We start from the raw sequence: 23957 nt of genomic DNA, 5'->3' as shown, positions 1-23957 counted from the left end.
TCGCACCTCATTGGAAGTCGCGCGAGGTGGTGCGGGCGCCGACGGGCAGGTTCTCGAGCCGGTCGGCCAACAAGTTGACCACGCCCTCCGGCGAACGCTCGACAATGCCGCGGATCACCAGTGCTGATGCCGTCCGCGCCACTCGCCGATAGCGATGCCAGGCGCCCTTGCTCACGATGACGTTGACCAACCCGGACTCGTCCTCGAGATTGATGAACGTGGTGCCGCCAGCCGTCGCCGGTCGTTGTCGATGGGTGACGATGCCGGCTACCTCGAACCGACGCCCGGATTCGACCTCGCGTAGGTCTGCGGCACGCAAGACCCCTCGGACGTCGAGTGCTTCACGGTAGTGCCGCATCGGATGGTCATCCGGTGTCACTCCCGTGGACTGCAGGTCGTGAACCATGAGTTCGTGGGGAGTCATGAGTGGAAGCAGCGGTGGCTGATAGGCCACCTCGACGTCGAGCTGGTCTTGGTGGGTGTCAGCAACGCTGACGGATGCCCATAAGCCGCTGCGCCTGGATCCGGTGAGCTCATCGAGCGCGCCGGAGGTGGCCAGCGCTTCCACTTGGTCGGTGGTCAGGTCGACCCGCCGCCCGAGGTCGTTCACGCTCCGGTATTCACCACCAGATTCTCGTTCGGCGACGATGCGCTCTGCGGTGTTCTCGCCGAGGGAGGTGATGTCGGCCAGGCCCATGCGTACGGCATGTGTGGCATCCCGCCGGTGCTGGGCGCTGTCATCGGTTGCGGTGGAATCGAATTCGCCGATGGTGGCCTCGTCATGGTCAACCAGACAGGAACGGCGGTCGGTGCTGGGGGCGGCCGCGGGGGAATCGTCAAGGGGTTCGAGAGTGGCGTGCACCTGCGACCGGCCCAGGTGGGGTGGGTGAATCACCACACCGTGCCGCCGCGCATCACCGGTGAGCGTCTGCGGGGAATAGAACCCCATGGGTTGCGCTCGCAACAGGGCAGCGAGGAAGGCGCCGGGATAATGCAATTTGAGCCACGAGCTGGCATAGACCAGCACGGCAAAACTCAGCGAATGTGACTCTGCGAAGCCAAAATTGGCGAATGCCTCGATCTTGGCGTAGATGGTGTCGGCGAGTTCGCGGTCGATGCCGTTGGCCGCCATGCCGGCATAGAGCTTGTCGCGCAGCGCGTCGATCTTCTCGACTCCACGCTTGGACCCCATGGCCCGCCGGAGCAGATCGGCGTCGGCGTTGGAGCAGTTACCGATGGAGGTCGCCATCTGCATGAGTTGCTCTTGGAAGAGTGGGATGCCCAGCGTGCGTTCGAGCACAGGCTTGAGCAACGGGTGGGCGTAGGTCACCGGCTCATCCCCAGAGCGTCGCCGGATGTAGGGATGCACGGCGCCGCCCTGGATCGGGCCGGGCCGAATCAGTGCTACTTCAATCGCGAGGTCATAGAAGCAGCGTGGTTTGAGCCGGGGGAGGGTGCCGATCTGGGCACGGCTTTCGACCTGGAAGACGCCGATCGAATCGGCGCGGCAGAGCATGTCGTAGACGCCACGTTCGCCCTTGGGAATCGTCTGCAGAGTCCACTCTTCGCCGAGGTGATCACGGATGAGATCGAAGGTGTGCTGGATGGCGGCGAGCATCCCCAGTCCGAGCAGGTCGAACTTCACCAGGCCCATCCAGGCGCAGTCATCCTTGTCCCATTGCAGGACGGTGCGGTCTTCCATTCGGGCGTGCTCGATGGGGCAGACCTCGCCGACCGCGCCCTCGGTGAGCACCATGCCTCCGGAGTGGATTCCCAGGTGTCGGGGAAAGGTCAACAGGCTGGTCGCCAACTCGGTGACGTCAGGAGGGATATCGTGGTCGCTGCTGCTGACATCAGCACCCCATCGCTCGACCTGTTTTGACCAGGCGTCTTGTTGCCCGGTGGTGTATCCGAGCGCTTTGGCCATGTCGCGGACGGCGTTCTTCGGGCGATAGGTGATGACGTTGGCGACCTGCGCGGCGTTGCGTCGCCCGTAGGTGCGGTAGACGTACTGAATGACTTCTTCACGCCGCCCCGAATCGAAGTCGACGTCGATGTCGGGTGCTTCTTCGCGGAGCTCAGAGAGGAACCGCTCGAACGGGAGGCGGTAATAGATCGGGTCGATGACGGTGATCCCCAGTGCGTAGCACACTGCAGAGGCAGCCGCGGATCCTCTTCCCTGACAAAGGATTCCGCGGCCGCGCGCGAAGCGGACGATGTCATCGACGATGAGAAAATACCCGGGGAACTTCAACTGATCGATGGTGTCGAGTTCTCGCTCGATGCGAGCCCGACCTTCGGCGGTCAGGTCGGGATAGCGAGCAGCGGCACCACGCCAGGTCAGCTCACGGAGCCAACTCATGGGGGTATGACCATCGGGGACATCCTGGCGGGGGAGTTCTGGTGTGGCTGCTCGCAATTGGAAGGCACAGTCAGCAGCGATATCAACCGTGAGTTCGACGGCCCCAGGGAATCGCCGGAATAGATGGGCCATCTCAGCGCCACTGCGAAGATGGGCACGCGGCGATGCTGGCAACCAGCCGTCGATCTCTTCGAGGCTGCGTCGGGCGCGTACGGCCGCGACGGCAGTGGCTAGCGGATAACTCTCTGGGATGGCGTAGTGCACGGCGTTGGTCGCCACGACCGGGCATCCCGTGCGCTGCGCCAGGTCGGCTAGCGCATCATTGCGGTGGGCATCACCAGGAAGACCGTGGTCGGTGAGCTCGACGAGAACGTTGTCGGGGCCGAAAAGCTCACGGAGACGGTAGATCTCGCGCTCAGCCGCTTCTGGTCCGTGGTGTTCTAGCGCGTGGCGTACGGCGCCCTTACGGCAGCCGGTAAGCACCATCCAATGCCCGGCGGCACTCTCAGAGAGTTTCCCTAACTCATAGATTGGGCGGCCTTTTTCTGCACCGTCGGCCAAGTGCGCATCGGTCAAAGAGCCACAGAGCCGCCGATATCCCTCGGTGCCTCGCGCCAGAACCACGAGATGCTGCCCTTCGGGATCGGCGACACCCTGCTGCGGGGTGGAGAGCCCCAGTGAGAGCTCGGCGCCGAAACAGGTCAGCGGCGGTTGCTCGTAAGCATCAGCGGCCTCGGCAAAGCGCACCGCGCCATAGACACCGTCATGGTCGGTCAGGGCGACCCCGGTCAGACGGCGATGCACGGCCTCGGCGATGAGTGCCTCAGGTGCCGAGGCGCCATCGAGAAAGCTGTAGTGAGAATGCGCATGCAACTCGGCATAGGGGACATGTGGCCCTTCGACTAGCGGGCGAGCACTCGGGCGATATGGCGCGCGCTTGCGGGTGAAGGCTGGCCCGTCTCCACCATCGGCCGGAGCCCCTGCGGGAGTCGTGGCGTGGGTGCCGTCGGAGAGGAGCCGTTCGAGCTCGGCCCAGGGAATCGGCGGGTTGCTGTAGGGCATCAGTCATACCTCGCTTCGGCCCACCAGCGCCCGCCTTCGTGCAGCAGGAGCCAGGCGTATTGGTGCTCATCGACGAGTTGGACACGGTCGTAGGCCGGTCCACGGCGCCACCATCGCTGGCGAAGTGGCCAGGGGCCAGCCCACGCGAGGATGCCCAGGCTGGGCTCCGCGGTGGTGTCGAGGGTGGTCTCGACACGGCCTCCGCTAGCGCTCCGGCCTGCTCGACCGGCGTTGGGTGCTCGACCGGCGTTGGGTGCTCGACCGGCGTTGGGTGCTCGACCGGGGTGTGGGACGAACCAGGCTGGTGCTGCGTTGAGGTCGCCGCGGTCGGACACCACAAGAGGGGTGCCGTCCGCAGCGAGCAGGCGGACCGCGTGGGCGGTCTCGAAGACCAGCGCGGGGGCCGGTCCAGGCAGGTGGCCAGGCCAGGGCTGATCGCGGCGTCGTTGGGCGGCGCTCGGCGGTGGCTCACCCCACGGCCGCAGGAGGCGACGCTCGTGCAGCAGCCTGCCGCCGCCGAGGGCGCCGGTCAGCACCCCGTCATGACCGAGTCGATGCTGGAGGGTGGTGATGGCGTGCACGACGTGGTGGTCTGGCCGGGCCCCCCATAGCCCCTCAGCTTGGTGTTGGGCAGGCACGACAGTCTCGAGGGTGACGGTCACGGCGGTGATCTCGTGGTCTTGGCCGCCTTCGTCAGCTCGCAGCGCATTGGTCGAAGCCGCACCGATATCGCGCAGTTGCCACCGCATCCGGTCGAGGATGTCGTGATGGGTGAAATGCCAGGGGTGGCGCCACACCCGATCGGAGTCCTCCGCTGTGGTGTGAATCGTGATGCGGATGGCGGTGCACACGGCCGTGTCTTGTTCTAGGCGGGACAGCAGACGATCGATGGCAGGCGAGTTTGCGGCAACGATCTGATCGGATGCGACGGCTCCCTCACAGGCCACCCGAACACTGAGGTCGATCGGGATCTCGCGCGGGGAGAGGACCGGCACATCGTGGCCACTAGCCAAATGATGGGCGCGTAGACCGCTCGCTCCGAACCGAGCGTGGACATCGGTGCTGGGGAGTGCCGCCAAGTCGCCGAGGGTGCGAATGCCCAAGCGCCGCAGGAGATTTGCTGTTCGCGAGGGGAATGTATCGGTGGCGATGGTGGAGACGGGAAGGGGCGCGAGGAACTCGGGAGAGCCGCCGGAAGGGACGATCGCGATGGGTTCCTCTGGGGTGGTGGTACGGGCCGCTTGCTCTGCCGCGAAGAGGCCATCGGCGACGGCCAGGCGGACGTCGTGCACATGGTGAGAGCGCACTCGTTCCAAGAGCCGTTCGGCAGCCGCGCGATCACCGCCATAGAAGCGACTGGGGCCCTGGGCGCGTACGGCAGCGACTCCGGGGCGGACGAGATGGACGCCGGGAATGACATCCTCAATTGTCTGGACCACTGGCTCAAAGATCCGCCGGTCAAGATCTGGATCGTGGGGAATGAGGACCATGTCGGGGCAGCGATGTTGAGCCTGGCGAAGCCGCAAGCCTGCGGTGACTCCTTCGCGTTCTGCGGCGGCGGAACATTCGACCACGGTGCTTTTGGAGATTAGGGCGAGCTCAGCGCTTGCCGCGATGCCGTGGGCGCTTTGTGCCGCAGCAATGGACCACGCTGGACACCACAGCAGCAGGACGCGTATCGGCGCCGCGGCCAGGGGAGATGCTCCTGCCTTCCGGGGCCGACTCAGCGTCGTGGGGCTGGTCATGGTCGCTCCGGAACGGTCAGGTACGAGGTCCGCTGACGGTGTTTTTCGGTGACGGTGACCTCGAGGTGCTGCTCAGTCAGGCATCCGTCGCCGTGCCCCAGCCCGACCCACCCGGTGGTTTTCGCCTCGATCGTCGCGGTGGCCTGTGGCCACAGGCCAAGAACGATCAACGCAACCTGCCGAGCGCGGAGTCGAGCCTCCAGGCGGCGTGCTTGAGCCGGGGCGATGGGTGCGGACGCGACCAGGATCAGGTCCACCGCATCAATCAAGGTGCCGACGACATCCCAGGTCTCGTGGCCGGGGCGGGGGACGAGGATGAGTTGGTCGAGAGCCGTTCCCCAGCGCGCCGCCGCCTCGAGAGACACATCGGGGAGCCCGACGGCGGCACACCATCCTTGCTGGGACGCCGCGGCGAGCAGAGCGACCGCGATCGCCGTCGAACCGCTCACTTGATAGACCGCGCCGGGGCGCAGGCCGCGAGGGAAGGCTTCCGCGAGGTGATGGTGGACGGGCAGCCCACGAGAAACCGGCTCGTCTTCGTGCTGACGCAGCAGGTCTCTCAGGTCGGTCAGCGATCGGGTGGCGGTCTGAGTCACCAGTCAATGATCGAACACATGTTCGATCCAGTCAAACTTGTGACGTGGAGTGCGATTCGCTCGTCATGCGTCGTTGAAAGGTCAATTTATACAAAGTAAGTGTTGAAGTTTAAATTAAGGCGCCACCCTTGACCGCTCGCCTCGGTTGGTCCATACTCGACCTAAGCGAGCGATCGGGGGGTACCGTGAACTGGGGGCATGATCGGCGAGTAAGTCATGGCGAGAGTGGCATTAGACGGGCCGCGCGGGCGACATTGGAAATGTCAACTGGACAATTGATTCAGTTTGTTTTGGGCTCTGATGGTTCGATTGCATCCACGAGTTCAGTTTCCTATAACATTGATCGACGACAAGTCGAAATGATTCATAAATTTATAATGGCTGAAGACTCTGAAGACTCTGAAGATGGACAAGGTTCCGTTTTGGGTCCCGTGAGGAGTCTCGTCAATGAAGATCTACTTTACCTTGAACGAGTGGGTGAATCACCACGCTGGTCGGCCGTGCGTAGCGAATGGCCAGGATCGTCGCCGGTCGCCTTATTGTTCTGGCTATTAGGGGCGGAGGCCAGTGGCAGTGGGCGTGCGTCGTTGTCCACTCCTGGTGGGACCATTATCGATTTCACGACGTCTCGGTCATTGATCATCGAGATGGTGGGCGAGGCGAACCGTGAAGGCGTTCTGGCGTCGCTCGATGAGGCCGACATTGGGGATTCTGAGACCGTTTCTGGAGAGGTCGTTATAATGCTCGGGTTGATTAAAAAGGCATCCTTCCGTGTTTCAGACGTTGAGGGTGGCGGGGACTTTGTTGTCGACTTGGAAGTTGACGGCCTTGGTAGCGACGTGGAGATCGAGTTGCCTGAGCCGGATGATGCGAGAGAGATGGATGTCGAGAGGTTCGTAGGGGAAATCGTCGCAAATGACGATTAAAACGTAGGGGTCGCCGTCGGTGATCGAAGGAGCAAGATGGGGTTAATAGCCTAATCTGGGCAACTGTATTGACGCACGACTGGGTGCGTCGCAAGGAAAAGGGGAAGATTGTGACGAATTACCTAATGTACGACGACGGTTGCACGCTGTGCTCTGACATAGCAGAGCGCGTCGAGGGGGCTTCCGAAGGGTGGCTCACCGTGCGACCCATCGGGGACTCTGAGGTAACTGAGTTGCTGAGAAACTCTGGTGAAGTGGCGCCGAATCGCCCCCACCTGGTGGTCGTAGACGGAGGCGAGGGGGCTCAACTCCTGAGCGGGGCCTCCATGAGTTGGGCCATGATCCAAGGCATGGGCATCCGGCGAGCATTGAGCGTATCCGGCATTGTCCACGACGCGCTGAAGAAGGATGCCAGGGATGGACGCCGGTCGTTCCTTCGAGCGGCAGGCCTGGGTGTCGGTGTAGCGACAGGCATGGCTCTTGGCGCGAGCCCGTCGATGGCCGCTGGTGGGAGCGCCGACGCTGGGGCGCTTGACCCAGATGGACTTAGTGAGCTCCAGAAGCGGGCTAGAGGAAACCCTCAGTTCAAGGCGGCGTTGCAAACCGCTCGTTCGCAGGGTTTCGACACGAAACTCAGCAAGTCGGTGGGTTTTGATACTGGAGACGGTGGGCGATTGCTCTACGTATTTATCGGGCACGCCGAGCGTGGAGATAGAGAGGCCGCCGTCCTGAGTTTCCACCTTGAAGGCGGTGTGGAGAAGGTCTCTCTAGAGTCGGTAGAGGGAGACATCGACGAGGTGGTGTCCGCTAGCCGGGTGGGCGATGTCCTCAACGTGCGCTCGGTAGCGCTCGCGAGTTCGCTGGCCCCTATGGGCAAGATGGATTACTTTAAATGTGTCGTCTTCTGCGTCGGTGCGAACTGTGCTAGTAAGGCTGCTAAGTGCGCGAAGCTCAGGTTCATGTACCTCGTACTTGCTTGCATGGTGGCTGTATGTGGATCTAAGGTTAAGACCTGTCATAAGGTCTGCAAGAGTAAGTGGTGATTGATTCATGCTGAGCAGTGAGGGCGTCTCGGGGCTGGTCGAGAGAGTCTTGTTGGAAGATCGATTGGCCTTGTCTACCTATTTTAGGGATCATGAGACGAAAGCGGTTAAAGGTTGGTTTCGCTCGCTAGTCGATTTTGAGACAGGCAATGCATTGACAGTCAATGTCGAAGACGGTGCGACCGAGATGTTCATCACTGCCACCGTCGGGAATCGTGAGTACGTGGCGATTCCCGACGGTGAGAATCATCAGTGGATTTCCCGAGATTTGGAGGCGGGCGAGTTCCCAGATGTCGGAATGAACTCTTTTCTGTGGCTTCTGGGTGTGGCGGATGACGGTTCTAGTGAACTGCCGGACGGTTCGTGGGTGTTTCCGGTTGACTACCAGCGTGCGGTCGCAGCTGCCGGGAACATGGCTGCTGCCAAGTCGACCCTTCAGGGTGAGCGCACGGGGAGTTCTCAGCCCAAAAGCGGGTGTGCGCGAGTTTGGGTTGAGGATGGCATTCTCACATCATTCGCTCTCGAGCTTAACCAGCGAAAGATGATGAGAATTATCTCAAATGTGCGTCTAGTTGAGGTGGGGATTGGTGCGGGCATCCCCTCAGTCAAAGTGCCGGGCGAGGGCGAGGGCGATATCGAGATCGTCAAGCATTCTGTAGATCAGCTTCTTAAGGTCTGGGCGGGGCCCGATGTGAGAAGTTCTCTCCCGCCAGATCCCAGTCGGTTAACGTTTCCGGATGCATAGATTCGCCCCGTGACCTGGCGAACGCCACCGCTGGCCCATCGGTGGATCTGCGGACAGATGTGCCGAGATCTCCTGTGATGTCCGGGCTGAAGGCTGGGTGGCAACATCGCTCGGCGATGCGAAGGGTGCTTCAGTGGAGAGGCGGCAACGTTCAGTTCAGATGTCGCGGGCTAGCCTGTCCGGGTGAATGAGATCGAGATCGGCCGAGGCAAGCGTGGACGCCGCGCATATTCCTTTGACGACATTGCGGTAGTGCCCTCACGGCGTACGCGTGATCCCCGTGAGGTTTCGACCTCCTGGCAGATTGACGCCTACCACTTCGACACTCCGGTGGTGGCGGCCCCGATGGACTCGGTGATGTCGCCGCAGACCGCGGTGAAGTTGGGCCAGCTCGGTGGCCTGCCAGTGCTAGACCTCGAAGGCTTGTGGACGCGTTACGAAACCCCGGAGCCGCTGCTCGCCGAGATCGCCGACTTGGCTCCCGATCGTTATGTCCAGCGCATGCGTGAGATCTACTCAGCGCCGATCAATCCAGATCTGATCACTTTGCGGCTCAAGGAGATTCGTGATTCTGGCGTGACCGTTGCGGGTGCGCTCAGCCCGCAACGTACTCAGGAGCACTGGCGCACGGTCGTCGACGCTGGAGTCGACCTCTTCGTCATTCGCGGTACGACCGTCTCGGCCGAGCACGTCTCCAGCCGAGCCGAACCGCTCAACCTCAAGCGCTTCATCTACGAGCTCGATGTCCCGGTGATTGTGGGCGGCGCGGGGACCTACACCGCGGCGCTGCACCTCATGCGTACCGGAGCGGCCGGCGTCCTCGTCGGTTTCGGCGGGGGAGCGGCGCACACCACCCGAGCGACGCTCGGCATCCACGCTCCAATGGCCTCCGCGGTGGCGGACATCGCGGCTGCGCGCCGGGACTACCTCGACGAATCCGGCGGGCGCTATGTGCACGTCATCGCCGACGGCGGTCTGGGCACCTCAGGCGACATCGTCAAGGCCATCGCCTGTGGCGCTGACGCCGTCATGCTCGGCGCCGCATTGGCGCGGGCCACGGATGCTCCCGGTCGCGGACTGCACTGGGGCTCAGAGGCCCACCACCACGAACTCCCGCGTGGCGAACGCGTCAGCGTCGGAACTCTCGGCAATCTGGAGGAGATCCTGTTCGGTCCTGGAGCGGGCGCCGACGGCACCACCAACCTGGTGGGCGCCCTCCGACGCGCGATGGCGACGACGGGCTATACCGACCTCAAAGAGTTCCAGCGGATCGAAGTCGTCGTGTCGCCGCACCAGCGCTCCTAGCGGGCCGGTCGCCTATCGCTCTGGGCGACTAGCCGCGGCGATGCTCGAAATGTGGTGAGATTCCGAGCATTAGCCACCAGTTTGGGAGTCCGATGCGACCGTACGTCAGCTCAGCCATCGTCACCGCGTTCGCCGCGGCCGCCTACCTCGCTCCGCCCGCCTCGGCAGGTGATGTCCCTGGGCCGATCGCTCACGGAAACCCGGAGTTCACCGCCAACGTCATGGCGCCTCTGAAGGTGACTGACTGGAGCGACTTCACCCGCGACCTCAAGGCCGTCAAAAGGTATGGCGTAGACGCCGTCAGTGTCGACATCTGGTGGGGCGACGTGGAGACCAAAGACAATCGCTTCACGTGGAGCTACTACGACCGGGTCTTCAAGGAAATCACCAAGCGCGGCCTTGAAGTCGCGCCGATCTTGTCGTTCCATCAATGTGGCGGCAATGTCGGGGATGACTACACCAGTCTGCTGCCGAGTTGGTTGTGGACGAAGTACGCCAACCGTTCCTACCGCGGGCAGAAGGTCACCAAGACCGGGCTCATGCACCGCAGCGAGCAGGGAAACTACTCGAAGGAGAGCGTCCAGGGCTTTGCCGATCCGCTCGTCCAGGGCGAATATCGCGATTTCACCAAGGCCTTCGTCGCGCGATATGGCAAGAAATACGCCAAAGACTTCACCGAGATCAACGTCTCCCTCGGCCCGTCGGGAGAGCTGCGCTATCCGTCGTACAACCAGCATGACACCGACACCGGATATCCGACCCGCGGTGCGCTGCAAGCGTATTCGCCGCTGGCCGTCAACGACCTGCAACGATCAATGCGCCATAAATATGGCTCGCTGAAGCGCCTTAATCGGGCCTGGGGAACCCACCTCAACCGATGGGAGCAGGTGCGCCCACCACGGGACGCCGAGGATTTCTTCACCAGTGGTGACTATCGGCACTCGCGCTATGGCACCGACTTCATCGATTGGTACAACGGCTCCCTGGTCAAGCACGGCAAGCGGATGCTCAACACCGTGGTGAAGTCGCTCGGGCATAACTTCCCCAAGGCCAAGGTCGGCTACAAGGTGCCAGGGATTCACTGGCAGATCGAGCACCCGGTCCACCCACGGGCCACTGAGGTGACGACCGGGTTGGTACAGACCAGCGTCAACGAGAACTCCCGGTCAAGCGCCCACGGGTACCGGCGCATCATCAAACTTGCGGATCGGGTTAACGCGCGAGGCCGCACCGTCACGATGCACTTCACGGCGTTGGAGATGGGCGACGATCCGGCGGCACCGGCCTACTCGCGGGCCAAGACCTTGGTCGGTTGGATCGGCCAAGGCGCCCACGACGCCGGGGTTGAACTCAAGGGCGAAAACGCGCTGTCCGGTGGGGTGCAGAACGACTTCGGCTGGGATCAGATCGAGGATGCCTTCGAAACCTGGGGCTATCTCGGGCTCACGGTCTTGCGAATGTCTGATGTCGCTGCTGGCACCGGGGCGCAGCGCTACGGGCAGTTCATCGCTGATTATCGGGAGTGACGACCTCCGGACAACACTAAGGTTACGCTGGAGTAATGAACGCATCTGCACACCAGGACGACCACGACTACGACGTGGTGGTCGTGGGCTCCGGCTTCGGTGGGGCCACCACGGCATTGCGCCTGGCAGAGAAGGGCTACTCGGTCCTGGTGCTTGAGGCCGGGCGTCGATTCGAGGACGAGGACTTCGCCAAGACCTCCTGGGACGTGCGCCGCTATCTGTGGGCGCCTGCGCTGAAGTGCTTTGGCGTGCAACGGATCCACAAGCTGCCCGACGTTCTGGTACTGGCCGGAGCGGGTGTGGGCGGCGGCTCGCTCAACTACGCCAACACGCTCTATCTGCCGCCGCGGCCCTTTTTCGAAGACCCGCAGTGGGGGCACATCACCGATTGGTGGGCGGAGCTTGACCCGCACTACGCCGTGGCCAAGCGCATGCTCGGGGTGGTCGAAGAGAATCCCTGCGAGGGACCGGTCGAGCGGGTCATGCGCGACACCGCTGCCGATATGGGCGTGGCCTCGACCTTCCGAAAGACCCCAGTGGGGGTCTACTTCGGCACTCCAGGTGAGCGGGTCCCGGACCCTTTCTTTGGTGGGGAAGGGCCAGCGCGCACGGGCTGCACTGAATGCGGCAATTGCATGGTCGGCTGCCGTACCGGCGCCAAGAACACGCTCCGCAAGAACTATCTGGCCCTGGCCGAACGGGTCGGCGTACGGATCGAGGCAATGCGTACCGTCACCAGGTTGGATCCCTTGGCGGACAACGGATTCCGGGTGACCACGAGGCGATCGGGCGCTTGGGTAAAACACGAGGAGCAGACCGTGACCGCGGGTCAGGTGGTGCTCGCGGCCGGCACGTGGGGTACGCAGTCCTTGCTCCACACGATGCGGGCCACTGGCTGTCTTCCCCGGCTCTCGAGCGCTCTTGGCGCGCTGACCAGGACTAACTCCGAGGCCCTCGAAGGGGCCGCGTCGGTGGCAGTTCCCGACGGGATGGAACTCGACCGTGGCATCGCGATCACGACGTCATTTCACGTCGACGAACACACGCACGTCGAGAATGTTCGCTACGGCAAGGGATCCAACCTCATGGGCTTGCTCTCAACTCTTGCGGTCGACAGCTCTAAGCGACCGCGGCAACGTGCAGCCGAGTTCGCACGAAAATTCGCTGCCGAACCGGTCACGAGCCTGCGTGCGCTTGGCCCCCGCTGGAGTGAGCGCACCGTGATCTTGCTGGTCATGCAGGCCTTGGACAACTCGCTCACGACGTCAGTCCGGCGCCGATTCGGGCGATGGGTGCTGACCAGCGAGCAGGGCCATGGGGCGCCGAACCCGACCTACATTCCCCAGGGCCACGACGCGACCGCTCGGGTCGCTGAGCGTTTGGAGGCCACGTCCGGCGTACGCACGATCGCGGGCAGCACCTGGGCCGAAACGTGTGGCATTCCCATGACCGCGCACTTTCTCGGCGGGGCGCCCATCTCTGACAGCCCGGACCATGGAGTTATCGACCCGTACCACCGGGTGTGGGGCTACCCCAATCTGTACGTCGTCGATGGCTCCGCGGTCTCGGCCAATCTGGGCGTCAACCCGGCGCTGACCATCACCGCTCAGGCGGAGCGTGCAGCGTCGCTCTGGCCGACGAAGGGTGAACGGGACGAACGGCCGGAGCAAGGGAAGGCCTACGTCCGGCTAGGGGAACGCCCGGCGCGGGTTCCGGGAGTCTCGCTCGGGATGCCGGCGACCGCCTGAGCGCGTGTGGCGGGGCCGACCTACCCTGGAGGGGTGCTTCAGACCGCCCGCCAACCCCGCCATCTGGCGTTGCTGGCGCTCGCGACGGTTTTTGCGGTGGTGTTCGTTGCGCTCGGCTTTTGGCAGTACGGCGTCGCCCAGCAAGACGCCCGGGAGGAGGCGCTGCGGGAGGGGCCGCGTCAGCCGATCGTTGCTCTCGATGAGCTCGTGGCGCCGTACGAGCCGTTCCCGTCCAATGGGTCGCTGCGACGAGTGACCACCAGTGGAACCTACGACGCCGATCAACAATTCTTGGTGCCTGGCCGAGTGCTGGAGGGTGAGCGTGGGTATTGGGTGGTGGCTCCTGTGGTGGTCGACACCACTGGTGCGCGCCTGCCGATATTGCGCGGGTTTGTGACTGATCCAGATCAGGCCGCCCCACCGCCGGCTGGAAAGGTCCGCATCACAGGGGCGCTGGCGCCGAGTGATTCTCCGGTTGATGTGGGTCCGTTGCCGCCAGGGCAGCGTGGATCGATCGAAGTCGCGACCCTGATCAACGAGTGGGGCGGCGAGGTCTACAACGCGTTCTTGTTCGTGATCGCGCAGGACCCGGCAGAGCCGACGTCTGCCATGCAGCCGGTTCCGCCGCCCGCGCCGGAGGTCGACGGTCTCGATTGGCGCAATCTGGGCTATGCGCTGCAATGGTGGGTCTTTGCTCTCTTTGCCTATTACCTTTGGTGGCGCTCCGTCCGAGAAGACCACCTGGATGAGGTGGCGCGCCAAGAAGCGGCACACTCGAGTCCGCCACCTGAGTCACCGCCGGGCGATCACCCGGCTCCCGATGTCCCCGAAGGAACCCATGTCTGATCCTGCAGTTCAACGCATCGACGTCGCCAGCGCGCGCACCAAGTTGACCTTTTTCAAGGTGATGGCCTTCATCGTCGGCATCGGCTTGTTGGTGCTCGTGGCGGAGATGGTGCTCTGGTACGGCTTTGAGAACGACGCCCTCAAGTGGTGGCCGCAGCCGCACGGACTCATCTTTGTGATCTATGTCGTGGCCACCGCCATCCTTGGTTTCGCGGTGCGCTGGTCGCTCGGTCGAATGGTGCTGGTGATGCTCGCCGGATGCGTGCCGTTCCTGTCGTTCTGGGTCGAGCGCAGGGTCGCGGCTGAGGTCGAGGCGCAACTTGCCAGCCTTGAGAGCGGCCACGAGACCTCAGCTGCGGGCCCGGTAGCCTGACTCCGTGACTGACGCGCTCCAGAATCACCCCGTCCTCGTCGTCGATTTCGGCGCCCAGTACGCCCAGCTCATCGCTCGCCGGGTACGCGAAGCTTCGCTCTATAGCGAGGTCGTGCCGCACACGATGCCCGCCGAGGAACTCCTGGCCAAGAAGCCAGCGGCCATCGTGCTGTCCGGTGGTCCCTCCTCGGTCTACGCCGACAACGCGCCGACGCTGGACCCGAGCATCCTGGACGCTGGCATACCGGTTTTCGGCATCTGCTACGGCTTCCAGGTGATGTGTCAGGGCCTGGGCGGGACGGTCGCCCAAACTGGCGCACGCGAGTACGGCGCCACGGCCGCCACCATTGAGGACACCTCCTCGACCCTGTTCGAGGGCCAGCCTGCGGACCAGTCGGTCTGGATGTCCCATGGCGACTCGGCGACCGCACCACCCCAGGGAATGCGGGTCACCGCGCACACCGCGGGTGCCAAGGTCGCGGCCTTTGAAGATGACGAGCGCCAGTTGTACGGCGTGCAGTGGCACCCCGAAGTGCTGCACTCCGCTTTCGGGCAGCGTGTGTTGGAGAACTTCCTGCTACGCGGTGCCAGGCTCGACGCCACCTGGACCCCCGCCAATATGGCCGAGGAACTCGTGGACCAAGTGCGCGACCAGGTGGGCGACGACCGAGCGATCTGCGCGCTCTCCGGTGGAGTCGACTCCATGGTCGCGGCAGCGTTGGTACAGAAGGCGATTGGTGACCAGCTCACCTGCGTTTTCGTTGACCACGGGTTGTTGCGCGAAGGTGAGGCCGACCAGGTCCGGGAAGACTTCGTTGAGCTCACCGGAGCCGACTTGATCGTCGTCGACGCGCAGGAGCGATACCTCAAACAGCTCGCCGGGGTCAGCGACCCAGAGCAGAAACGCAAGATCATCGGCGCTGAGTTCATTCGGATCTTTGAGGAGACCGCTCGCGAGATCGTCGCGGAGCGGGGCGACGACGAACATCCCGTGAAATGGCTCGTGCAGGGAACGCTTTACCCGGACGTCGTGGAATCCGGCGGCGGGTCGGGCACCGCCAATATCAAGAGCCATCACAACGTGGGCGGACTGCCCGACGACATTCAGTTCAAGTTGGTGGAGCCGCTGCGCTCACTGTTCAAAGACGAAGTCCGGCAAGTCGGTCTAGAGCTGGGCCTGCCGGAGAAGATCGTCTATCGCCAGCCCTTCCCCGGCCCGGGCCTTGGCATCCGCATCGTGGGCGAGGTGACCGCTGATCGGTTGGCCATCCTGCGCCGTGCTGACGCCATCGCTCGAGAAGAACTCACGGCCGCCGGTCTGGACCGCGATATCTGGCAATGCCCTGTCGTGCTCTTGGCCGATGTCCGGTCGGTCGGTGTTCAAGGCGATGGCCGCACCTATGGTCATCCGATCGTGCTGCGCCCGGTGTCCTCGGAGGACGCGATGACTGCAGACTGGACGCGGCTGCCCTATGACGTCCTGGCGAAGATCTCCAACCGCATTACCAATGAGGTGAGTGAGGTCAATCGGGTGACGCTGGACGTGACCAGCAAGCCGCCCGGCACCATCGAATGGGAGTGAATGGCCCACAGCAAGGTCACAGCCCGCGTCCAGATTGGCGCGCCAGAATAGACCGCGTGAGTGCACCAACCCTTGCCGAGCAGCCCGCTCAGTCACCGAGATTCGGACCGCCTGAGTCGGGACGTCCGCGCGACCCCGAGTCCAAGCCAGGTCCGTGGCCGAGCATCCTGGCGATGGAGTTCGCCGGGATGGTCATCCTGGGAATCCTGACCTATGGCGCCCTGCGCACCAGTCGCGGCATGGCCCTCGACGAGCGATTGATGGACTCGGTCGGGCATTCGGCGGCTGCGGCGATGCGCATCCAAGACTGGCTGACCTATGTCTCGGTCGCGGGTGTCGCCTTGGCACTAGCCGTCTGCGTGATCGTGGCGCTGTCCCGACAGCGCTACAACCTTGCCGCGGCTGCCATCGTGCTGGTGGCGGGCGCAAACATCAGTACGCGTGTGCTCAAGAAGGTGGTCATCGAACGCACTGACAGCATGCCGAACACGCTGCCCAGCGGGCATACCACGGTCGCCGTGTCACTGGGTCTGGCAGCCGTCATCGTGGCGCCGGCCGCGTGGCGCTGGGTCGTCGTCCCCTTTGCCGGTTTCGTCGGGACCTTCGTCGGCGCGGGCACCGTTGTGGGGCAATGGCACCGACCCTCGGATGCTGCTGCCGCAGTGGCCGTCTGCATGGTGTGGAGCGCGCTAGCGCTTGCGGTCGCCTACGCACTGCAGCGGGAAGTGCCGCCTCCACGAGACCGATGGGCGGCGCGTTCAGCTCTGGGGTTGGTCGGATCGGCCATGGTTGGTCTGTGCTTCGTTTCCTGGGGTCTGCGACCGCAGGACCATGACACCGAACTCCTGCTCGCCGTGTTGGCGCTGGCACCGATTGGGGTCCTCACCGGACTCGCAGTCTTCTGGACCTCGGCCATCGCGGATCGCCGTCTCGCGTAGGTACTTTCACCGCTGATCCGGGCGTGTCATCCTTGGACGATGTCCCCGGAGAGGGGGCTCTGACCGTCGAGGAGGCGCCGCGTGTCCGCGGTTACGGAGGATTCAGGGAAGTCGGCTGCAGGATTCGCATCGCGGAGGGTGTTCATCCTCGCAGCGATCGGGTCGGCCGTTGGTCTGGGCAACATTTGGCGGTTCCCTTATGTCGCGTATGAAGGCGGCGGCGGCGCGTTCATCGTGCCGTATCTCGTGGCGATCTTTGTCGCTGGTTTGCCGTTCCTTTATCTCGACTATGCGATGGGGCACCGGTATCGCGGATCGGCGCCCCTGAGTTTCCGTCGGATGAGCCGAGGAGCCGAGGGCATCGGCTGGTGGCAGGTGCTCGTCTGCCTGGTCATTGGTGTGTATTACGCCGCGATCATCGCGTGGGCGCTGCGCTACACGATCTTCTCGTTCGGGAAGTCCTGGGGTAGCAAGCCCGATGAATTCTTCGGCGGGGACTTCTTGCACGCCGCCGCCGAGCCCGGGCCGACGCTGGACTTCGTCCCCGGCCTGTTGATCCCACTGGTCATCGTGTGGGTGCTCGTGCTGGGCATCCTGGCGCTGGGTGTGCAGGATGGGATCGGTCGAACCGCGCTGATCCTCATGCCCCTACTCTTTGTCGCGTTCACCGCGCTGGTCGTCTTTGCGTTGTTCCTCGACGGAGCACCCAAGGGCTTGGATGCGCTGTTCACGCCGGACTGGAGTGCTCTGAAGCAGACCGATGTCTGGGTGGCCGCGTTCGGACAGATCTTCTTCTCGTTGTCGGTCGGTTTCGGTGTGATGATCACCTACGCGTCGTACGTCGCGCGCAAGACCGACATGACTGGCGCCGGCACCGTCGTCGCTTTCTCCAACTCCGGCTTCGAGCTGCTCGCCGGGATCGGCGTCTTCTCAGCGTTGGGGTTCATGGCGCAAGCGTCCGGTGTCGCGGTCGACAAGGTCGTCGAGAGCGGAATTGGGCTGGCGTTCATCGCCTTTCCCGCGATCATCAACGAAGCCCCCGCGGGTGCGCTGATCGGCGTGCTCTTCTTTGGGTCGCTCGTCGTGGCCGGCCTCACCTCGTTGGTGAGCGTCATCGAGGTCGTCATCGCCGGGTTCCAGGACAAGTTCAACCTGAGCCGTCGTACCGCGACCACGATGGTCGGCGTGCCGATGGCGATCATCAGCGTGCTGCTGTTCTCGACCACGGGTGCGCTGACCGTGCTCGACACGGTGGATTCCTGGATCAACAGTTTCGGCATTCTGGCCGTAGCCGTGGTGAGCATGATCGTGGTCGCCCACGTGGCTAAGAAGCTCCCGGTTCTCGCGGACAGCCTCAACCGGGTCAGTTCGATCCGGCTCGGGACGGTGTGGCGAACCGTGATTGGGTTCATCACCCCGATCGCCTTGATCTACCTGCTCTATAAAGAATTCAGTGCTCGACTGGACGCGCCGTATGGCGACTATCCGCAAAGCTTGCTCATCCCGTTCGGGTGGGCCGTGGTCATCGTCATTCCGATCGCTGCCTTTGCTTTGGCCGCGCTCCCATGGCGCAACCAGGACATGACCAATGACGTCGAGGATCTCGAGACTGACGTCGAGACTGAGGAAGAGGTGCGCTGATGTCCGGATCTGCCGTGGCGATGATGCTCGTGTCCATGCTCGCGATTTGGGGTGGGCTGGTGGTCGCGCTGCTCAACCTGCGCCGCAGCGACAGCCAGAGCAAAGGCAACCACGCCGAAAGCTGAGCTCAAGCACTATCAGTCGGGTGGGCGCTTCTTGACCGAAAGCGTCCACCCGAGCCACCCGAGGGCGCCGAGCGGCACCTCGAAGATGTGCGTGTAAAGCGCAAAGATCAGGACTCCCGCAGCCGCGGCCGCAGGCTCGCCTCCCCAGGCGACCATGACCGACAAGGTGCCTGCTTCGGTGATTCCCAGACCACCGGGGGTGACGCCGACAGCAGTGAGAAGCCTCCCGATGGCGTATGCCGCGAACAACTGCGGGATCGGCATGTCGACGCCGACCACTTCCATGGTCCGCCAGAAGAGCACAAAGTAGATGCCGAGGAAGGCGACGACTCCGAAGGTCATGGCCGGCCACCCGTGGGCGGTCACCGACGCCAGCCGTGATCGCTGGTTGCGCAGCACGGCGGCGAGGTCGATCCGCTGACCTTTCTTGGCGCCGCGGCGGAATTTCGCGATAAGATGGCCGACCCAGCGGTCCACGAAGGTGCCCAGCCGGGATGCCCAGGCGTCGCTGACCACCATGGCGATGAAGACCACCAGGGTGATGAGCGCCATGACGGCGGCACCGAAGGCTGCCTGTCGCACTGACTTGGGCAGGGCCGTTTGGTCCATCGCCAATACGGCAATGCCGATAAACGGCAAGGCGACTCGAGCCAGCACGTTCCAGACCCCGGACACGATGATCGAAGTCGAGATGGCCAACCGGGAGAAGCCCCAGGAGCGCCCGAAGAGGTAGGTCACCGCCACGCCGGCCGCGCCACCGCCCGGCAACAGGTTGCCGACGGATGAGCCGGAGACGTTCATCATGAGTGCCTTGCCGTGGGTCAGGCCTGGCAAGGAACCGGTGAGGGTAAAGGTGTAACACCACAGGCCGATCGCCATGATCCCGAAGAGTTCGAGGGCGTGTACCCAGCCCACCTTGCCCAGGTGGTGTCCGATGTCTGCCCAGGAAGTGTCGGCGAAGAACGGCAAGCCGAACCCGATGATGGCGATGGCTAGCCCGAGCCCCAGCACCGCCTGTACGACGGTGCGTCGGCTTGGCCGGGGAAGCGTGGGGGTGTCGTCCGCCACGTTGCGGGCCCGGGTCGCGGGACTCATCGCATCCCCGCGAAGATGTCGTCAGTGACTGCGCCGGTATGAGTCCGGTCGATGTACCACTCGCGTCCAAAGACCAGGTCATAGAGCGGCCGGGGGATCTTGAGGAACATCCCGAGGGTGCGGTCGGCGCCGCCATCCGCTGACGCCTGGGAGGCGTGGGCGCGCATGGAGGCGCGTTTGGTCGAGATGTGGCGGCGAACCGAGATGCGGTGGGTGATCTCGCGCCGGGCAGTGAATGCGCGGTCAAAGCTGGTGATATCGAAATCTGGCGGAAAGGGATACACCTTGCTGACCAGACGCAGCGCGCGCACGATGAGGTCGCGTGGAACCGTTGCTTCCAGAACCTTGGGGGTCCCGGCGAGTTCCGCGGCGAGTTTGCCGACTTCGTGGACCCGGACGTGGTCGCGGTGGCCGTAGCCGCCGTTGGGCTCGTAGGACAACAGCAGGTCAGCCTGCTCCTCGCGAAGAATCGTGGCGAGTCGCTCGGCGGCCTCTTCGACAGGGGCGCGCACGAACCGGCGCCGGCCAGGTGGGTCGGGCTCAGGTTCACCATCCATACCGCTGTCGGCATAACCCAGCCAACACACGCGCGCTACTCCGAGGGCGTCGGCACTGGCCTGGGCCTCGGCCTGACGGGTTGCGGCTAATCCGTCCCCGGAACTGAATGCGGTTGCTGCCAGGCCCAGTTCACCGTCGGTTGCCACCACCAAGACCACCCGGTGGCCCTCAGCCGCGGCGCGCGCCATTGTCCCCGACGTCAGCAGGGCCTCGTCGTCGGGATGGGCGTGGAAAGCCACCAAGGTGTAGGGCATCACAGAGCAGTCTCGCAGCATGACATCCTCAATCGGGTGAGGGTCGCCCTGCTGTCGGACTGTTACCTCCCGCGTCTGGGGGGTATCGAGGTGCAGGTGCATGACCTGGCCCAGGCGTTGCGGGCCGCGGAGCACGAGGCCACGGTGATCACCGCCACGCCGGATTCTGCGGGCGGGGGAACCAAAGACCCGAACGTTCAGCGGCTGGCATTGCCCTTCGTGTTGCCTGCCGGGCTGGTCGCCAACCCGCTGGCTTTCGGCCCTCTGCGACACGAACTGCGTACCGGTGGTTATGACGTGGCGCACGTGCATATGGGTGTGGTCAGTCCATTCGCGATGGATGCTGTGCAGGCGAGTCTGTCGCTGGGCATCCCGACCGTGGTGACCTGGCATTGCATGCTCGCCTATGCGGTACCCCTGATTCGACGGCTCGGCTATGTCCGCCGGTGGGCCGATCGGGGCGCGGTGCTGACAGCCGTCTCGGACGTCGCCGCGCAGCCACTGCGGGACCTGGCCGATGGGCCAGTATCGGTGTTGCCCAACGGTATCGACCCCGCTCGGTGGGCCCCAGAACCGCGCGTGCGCCATGACGACGGGGCGGTCCGTTTTGTCACGGCGATGCGGCTTGCCCGCCGAAAGCGACCGCACGATCTGGTCGAACTCGCCGCCCGGGCGCGTGCCACGAGCGGGGCGGATCTTCGCCTGGAGATCTTGGGTGATGGGCCTTGGCGCGGGCATCTGGAGCGATGGATCAGCGCCCATGAAGCGCAGTCCTGGGTGACCTTGCCCGGCCGGGTGAATCGAGCGACACTGCATGAGCGTTATCTGGCCGCGGATGCATATATTGCCCCCGCTGAGTTGGAGGCCTTCGGCATCGCGGCGCTGGAAGCCCGCGCCTCAGGTCTTCCGGTGATCGGCCCCCGACAGAGCGGCATTACGGAGTTTGTGGAGCACGGAATCAGCGGACTCTTGACCGATGGCGACGACGGGCTCGTCGAGGGCCTCGTGCACTTGGCGAAGGACACGGCTGTGCGGGAGGGGATTCGCGCACACAATGTGTCGATGCCTATACGGCAGCAGTGGGATTCGGTGGTCGACACGTCGGTCGGTGCGTACGCACAGGCCATCCGGGCGGGGAGCCTTGGCCGGTGAGTACGGTGGTCGTGATCGGGCGGGACGCCGAGGATAAAGACGTCGTCCGCGAGGTTCTGGCGCATGGCGCTGATCCGCGAATAGTGCTGGGAATACATGGTTTTCGAGCTTCTAATCTTCTCGCGATCGAGCGATCGTCCGCGGGCTTCGACCTGACGTTTCGGGTGCATCGCGCAACAGTCCAGGATGGTGCGCCCAGGACCCCGCGGTCTGAGGTATCGGCTGCCGCCGCGGCGACAGCGATCCAGCACTGTCGGGTCGGTGCGTACGCAGTACTCGACAGCGATCTCGGGGTGCTCCTGACGAAACTCGTCCGCTCGGCGACCAAACCGGAGTTGTGGCTGCTTCCTGGTGGTGGCGTGGACCCCGGCGAGCACCCCGATCAGGCGGTGTTGCGCGAGGTCTGGGAGGAGACGGGGCAACGACCGGTGCTGGGCAAGGCCAGCGATGTGCTCACCGACCACTGGATCGGGCCCGCGCCGAACGGAGAGATTGAAGATTTCCAGGCTGTTCGGGTCATCTATCGCGGTCATGTCCCAGATCCCTCCGTGCCGGTCGTCCACGATGTCGGTGGTACGACTGCGTCCGCGGCCTGGATCCCGCGGACACAGTTGGGCAGCCTGAATATCAGCTCGTGGTGTCGTGCTCTGCTGTCCGAGAATGCCGAGTGAACGAGGTTGCTCCTAGCACCACGGCGATGAGACCGACCGCGATGACTGTCACCGGCACGGCGATAGACCAGTCGAGGTCGACGTCGGTCACGAGTCGCACGGTCGCAAGGCCGGCGATCACGACGATGAGTAGTCCGGCGAGCACAGTGGGCGATGAGGGCCCGGTCACCCATTGCGGTTCCTCTGGCTGAGGCTCGGCCCTCGGTTGGGGATCCGTGGGGAGCGGAGTCGTGTCCTCGCTCATGGTGTAGCCGGAGCGCTCGTCCTGGCTCATGATGGCGTCCTTTCAATGGTGATCTGACCGAAACCGACATCTGCATCGAGGGTCAACGCGGGGCTGCCCTCGCCATAGGTGAACGTGCGGGACCTGCCCATGCCAGAGATCGCAGTATCAGCGCTGATGTCGGTGACGATTCCGCCGTCCGACTCCGTCGCTGACGGCACGGTGAGGTCGGCGGGCCGTTCGGTGCGGATCTCACCGCCGTCGACATGAGCGGTGATCCGGATCGGGAGGTCTTCCGGAACGATGATGCGCAGCTCGCCGACTGACACGCGCGACTTGATCAGCGTCGATGCCGTCGGCGGCGTCAGACCGCGTAGGTCCAACTCGCCCTCACCTACCCCCATCGTGTACGTCGACGATGACGTCACCTTGGCCGGTGACCACTCTTGGGTTCCATGCGGTCCGTTGAGTGACAACTCGCGCGGGAGCACCGCGCTCATCGCGGTCACGACGGCGAGCACCAGACCGATGAAGGCGGCGAATCCGGCTTTGCGACCCATGAATCCGGCAGCGAGCACACCGACCCCGAGGGTGATGGTGGCGGCGGCTAACCCGAGCCGGGCGCTGACCTCGGAGAGGTCGGTGTTCGCGGCAATGAGTGCGATGGAACTGCCGAGGATGGCGGCGATTCCGAAGAGAATCAGGGTCGGTCCGGCGCCGAGCCGTCGTCGGCGAGGACGCGGTGCTACCGGGGGAAGGGGAGCAACCGGAGGTACCGCAGGCGGCGGTGGCGAACCAGCGCCCCAGACAGGAGGCTGGCCAGGTCCGACGGGTGGCTGACCACTCATACCTGGTGCGGCGGGCGTGGCGGAGTGCTGAGTTGGTGGGGCCGCCACCGAGTAGGTGGCGTCCGGTGGCTGCGTCGCCGACCTATTCTGCTTGCCCACGAAATAGATCACCGCGCCGATCACGAGCAGTATCGGGATGACTGGGCCAGGTCCGCCCCAACCCCAAAAGAGTCCGAAGCCACTGAACGCGATGATCGCCGCGATAACGACCAACACGATGGCCGTCCCATCGCCGCCCCGGAGTGCGCGTTCTAACTGGATCGTTCCGCTGCGGTCGGGCAGCAGGACCCAGGCGATGAGATAGACCGTGATTCCGGCGCCGAAGACCAGGCCGAGCAAGATGAACGCGGCGCGCACAATCAGCGGGTCGACGCGCAAACGTTCGGCGACGCCACCGCAGACACCCCCGACCCATCGCTCGTTGTCGGAGCGGTGCAGGCCCAGGCCGCGCAGACCAGCGAAGAACCGGTCGAGACCGTCGGGCTGTGGTGGCGGCGGTGCTGCGCCGGGGGCTTCGCCTGGTGCTGAGGGGGGTACGGACGTGTTCATGACATCCACTGTGCGTTCAGACGGGCCCGGTCGCTATGCGGGGC

The 23957-nt window shown here is 64.1% G+C and carries 21 protein-coding genes; 14 read left to right on the top strand and 7 right to left on the bottom strand.

Translation table 11 applies throughout. The features are described 5' to 3' along the window. Nucleotides 1-7 precede the first annotated feature (7 nt). Genes F562_RS0100495 through F562_RS0100485 form a run of 3 tightly spaced genes read right to left on the bottom strand, consistent with a single transcriptional unit; the run spans nt 8 to nt 5765 of the window. Nucleotides 8-3424: an error-prone DNA polymerase gene (locus F562_RS0100495; RefSeq protein WP_018154953.1), complete on the bottom strand. Its 3417-nt coding sequence runs from the start codon at nt 3422-3424 to the stop codon at nt 8-10. Beyond that, entirely contained in the window at nt 3424-5169 is a 1746-nt protein-coding gene (locus tag F562_RS0100490; protein ID WP_083915414.1) for a DNA polymerase Y family protein, read from the bottom strand. The genes F562_RS0100495 and F562_RS0100490 overlap by 1 nt, the downstream gene beginning before the upstream one ends. Continuing rightward, nucleotides 5166-5765, bottom strand: a complete 600-nt coding sequence (locus F562_RS0100485) for a hypothetical protein (RefSeq protein ID WP_018154950.1) — start codon at nt 5763-5765, stop codon at nt 5166-5168. The genes F562_RS0100490 and F562_RS0100485 overlap by 4 nt, the downstream gene beginning before the upstream one ends. A 377-nt stretch (nt 5766-6142) precedes the next feature. On the opposite strand from F562_RS0100485, the gene F562_RS20690 reads away from it, so the two are divergent. From F562_RS20690 to F562_RS20455, 12 genes are all read left to right on the top strand, one after another. Further along, nucleotides 6143-6691 carry a hypothetical protein gene (locus F562_RS20690; protein ID WP_156822446.1) on the top strand — a complete coding sequence of 183 codons (549 nt, stop codon included), beginning with the start codon at nt 6143-6145 and terminating at the stop codon, nt 6689-6691. A gap of 110 nt (nt 6692-6801) precedes the next feature. Beyond that, complete coding sequence (locus F562_RS0100475; protein ID WP_156822445.1) at nt 6802-7734, top strand: hypothetical protein; 933 nt, start codon at nt 6802-6804, stop codon at nt 7732-7734. Nucleotides 7735-7741: 7 nt separating this feature from the next. After that, the gene (locus F562_RS0100470) at nt 7742-8479 is read left to right on the top strand and encodes a hypothetical protein (RefSeq protein WP_018154947.1); all 738 of its coding nucleotides are present in this window, start codon (nt 7742-7744) and stop codon (nt 8477-8479) included. Between the two features lie 183 nt (nt 8480-8662). Beyond that, nucleotides 8663-9784, top strand: a complete 1122-nt coding sequence (locus tag F562_RS0100465; RefSeq protein ID WP_018154946.1) for a GuaB3 family IMP dehydrogenase-related protein — start codon at nt 8663-8665, stop codon at nt 9782-9784. A 92-nt stretch (nt 9785-9876) separates the two neighbouring features. Next, nucleotides 9877-11310 (top strand): family 14 glycosylhydrolase, encoded by a 1434-nt coding sequence (locus tag F562_RS0100460; protein WP_018154945.1) that lies wholly within the window; start codon nt 9877-9879, stop codon nt 11308-11310. A 35-nt stretch (nt 11311-11345) separates the two neighbouring features. Beyond that, nucleotides 11346-13058, top strand: coding sequence for an FAD-dependent oxidoreductase (locus tag F562_RS0100455; protein ID WP_018154944.1), 1713 nt, complete (start codon nt 11346-11348; stop codon nt 13056-13058). 33 nt (nt 13059-13091) lie between these two features. After that, nucleotides 13092-13904 carry an SURF1 family protein gene (locus F562_RS0100450; protein ID WP_018154943.1) on the top strand — a complete coding sequence of 271 codons (813 nt, stop codon included), beginning with the start codon at nt 13092-13094 and terminating at the stop codon, nt 13902-13904. Next, on the top strand, nt 13897-14277 hold the full coding sequence (locus F562_RS0100445) for a DUF3817 domain-containing protein (RefSeq protein ID WP_018154942.1): 381 nt from the start codon (nt 13897-13899) through the stop codon (nt 14275-14277). The genes F562_RS0100450 and F562_RS0100445 overlap by 8 nt, the downstream gene beginning before the upstream one ends. A gap of 4 nt (nt 14278-14281) precedes the next feature. Beyond that, the gene (guaA, locus tag F562_RS0100440; RefSeq protein WP_018154941.1) at nt 14282-15859 is read left to right on the top strand and encodes a glutamine-hydrolyzing GMP synthase; all 1578 of its coding nucleotides are present in this window, start codon (nt 14282-14284) and stop codon (nt 15857-15859) included. A 56-nt stretch (nt 15860-15915) separates the two neighbouring features. Next, nucleotides 15916-16797, top strand: a complete 882-nt coding sequence (locus F562_RS17545) for a phosphatase PAP2 family protein (RefSeq protein WP_169333350.1) — start codon at nt 15916-15918, stop codon at nt 16795-16797. 81 nt (nt 16798-16878) lie between these two features. Further along, the gene (locus tag F562_RS17540; RefSeq protein ID WP_051080112.1) at nt 16879-18438 is read left to right on the top strand and encodes a sodium-dependent transporter; all 1560 of its coding nucleotides are present in this window, start codon (nt 16879-16881) and stop codon (nt 18436-18438) included. Beyond that, nucleotides 18438-18563 (top strand): methionine/alanine import family NSS transporter small subunit, encoded by a 126-nt coding sequence (locus tag F562_RS20455; RefSeq protein WP_018154938.1) that lies wholly within the window; start codon nt 18438-18440, stop codon nt 18561-18563. The genes F562_RS17540 and F562_RS20455 overlap by 1 nt, the downstream gene beginning before the upstream one ends. Nucleotides 18564-18575: 12 nt before the next feature. On the opposite strand, the gene F562_RS0100420 is transcribed toward F562_RS20455, so the two are convergent. After that, on the bottom strand, nt 18576-19658 hold the full coding sequence (locus F562_RS0100420) for a lysylphosphatidylglycerol synthase transmembrane domain-containing protein (RefSeq protein WP_018154937.1): 1083 nt from the start codon (nt 19656-19658) through the stop codon (nt 18576-18578). Then, nucleotides 19655-20491: a PIG-L deacetylase family protein gene (locus F562_RS0100415; protein WP_018154936.1), complete on the bottom strand. Its 837-nt coding sequence runs from the start codon at nt 20489-20491 to the stop codon at nt 19655-19657. The genes F562_RS0100420 and F562_RS0100415 overlap by 4 nt, the downstream gene beginning before the upstream one ends. Nucleotides 20492-20506: 15 nt before the next feature. Here F562_RS0100415 and F562_RS0100410 point away from each other — a divergent pair, with 15 nt between their 5' ends. After that, nucleotides 20507-21622 (top strand): glycosyltransferase, encoded by a 1116-nt coding sequence (locus F562_RS0100410; protein ID WP_018154935.1) that lies wholly within the window; start codon nt 20507-20509, stop codon nt 21620-21622. Continuing rightward, the gene (locus F562_RS21110; RefSeq protein WP_018154934.1) at nt 21619-22293 is read left to right on the top strand and encodes an NUDIX hydrolase; all 675 of its coding nucleotides are present in this window, start codon (nt 21619-21621) and stop codon (nt 22291-22293) included. Before F562_RS0100410 ends, F562_RS21110 begins: the two co-directional genes overlap by 4 nt. Here the strand turns inward: F562_RS21110 and F562_RS0100400 are convergent. After that, nucleotides 22250-22567, bottom strand: coding sequence for a hypothetical protein (locus F562_RS0100400; protein WP_018154933.1), 318 nt, complete (start codon nt 22565-22567; stop codon nt 22250-22252). The two genes, F562_RS21110 and F562_RS0100400, sit on opposite strands and share 44 nt — an antisense overlap. Continuing rightward, a complete protein-coding gene (locus F562_RS0100395; protein WP_018154932.1) occupies nt 22564-23913 on the bottom strand; it encodes a PspC domain-containing protein in 1350 nt (449 codons plus the stop codon). The genes F562_RS0100400 and F562_RS0100395 overlap by 4 nt, the downstream gene beginning before the upstream one ends. Between the last annotated feature and the right edge of the window lie 44 nt (nt 23914-23957).

Source organism: Demetria terragena DSM 11295, from assembly GCF_000376825.1.
Taxonomy (GTDB): Bacteria; Actinomycetota; Actinomycetes; order Actinomycetales; family Dermatophilaceae; genus Demetria; species Demetria terragena.
This window is presented reverse-complemented; position numbering and strand designations above follow the sequence as displayed.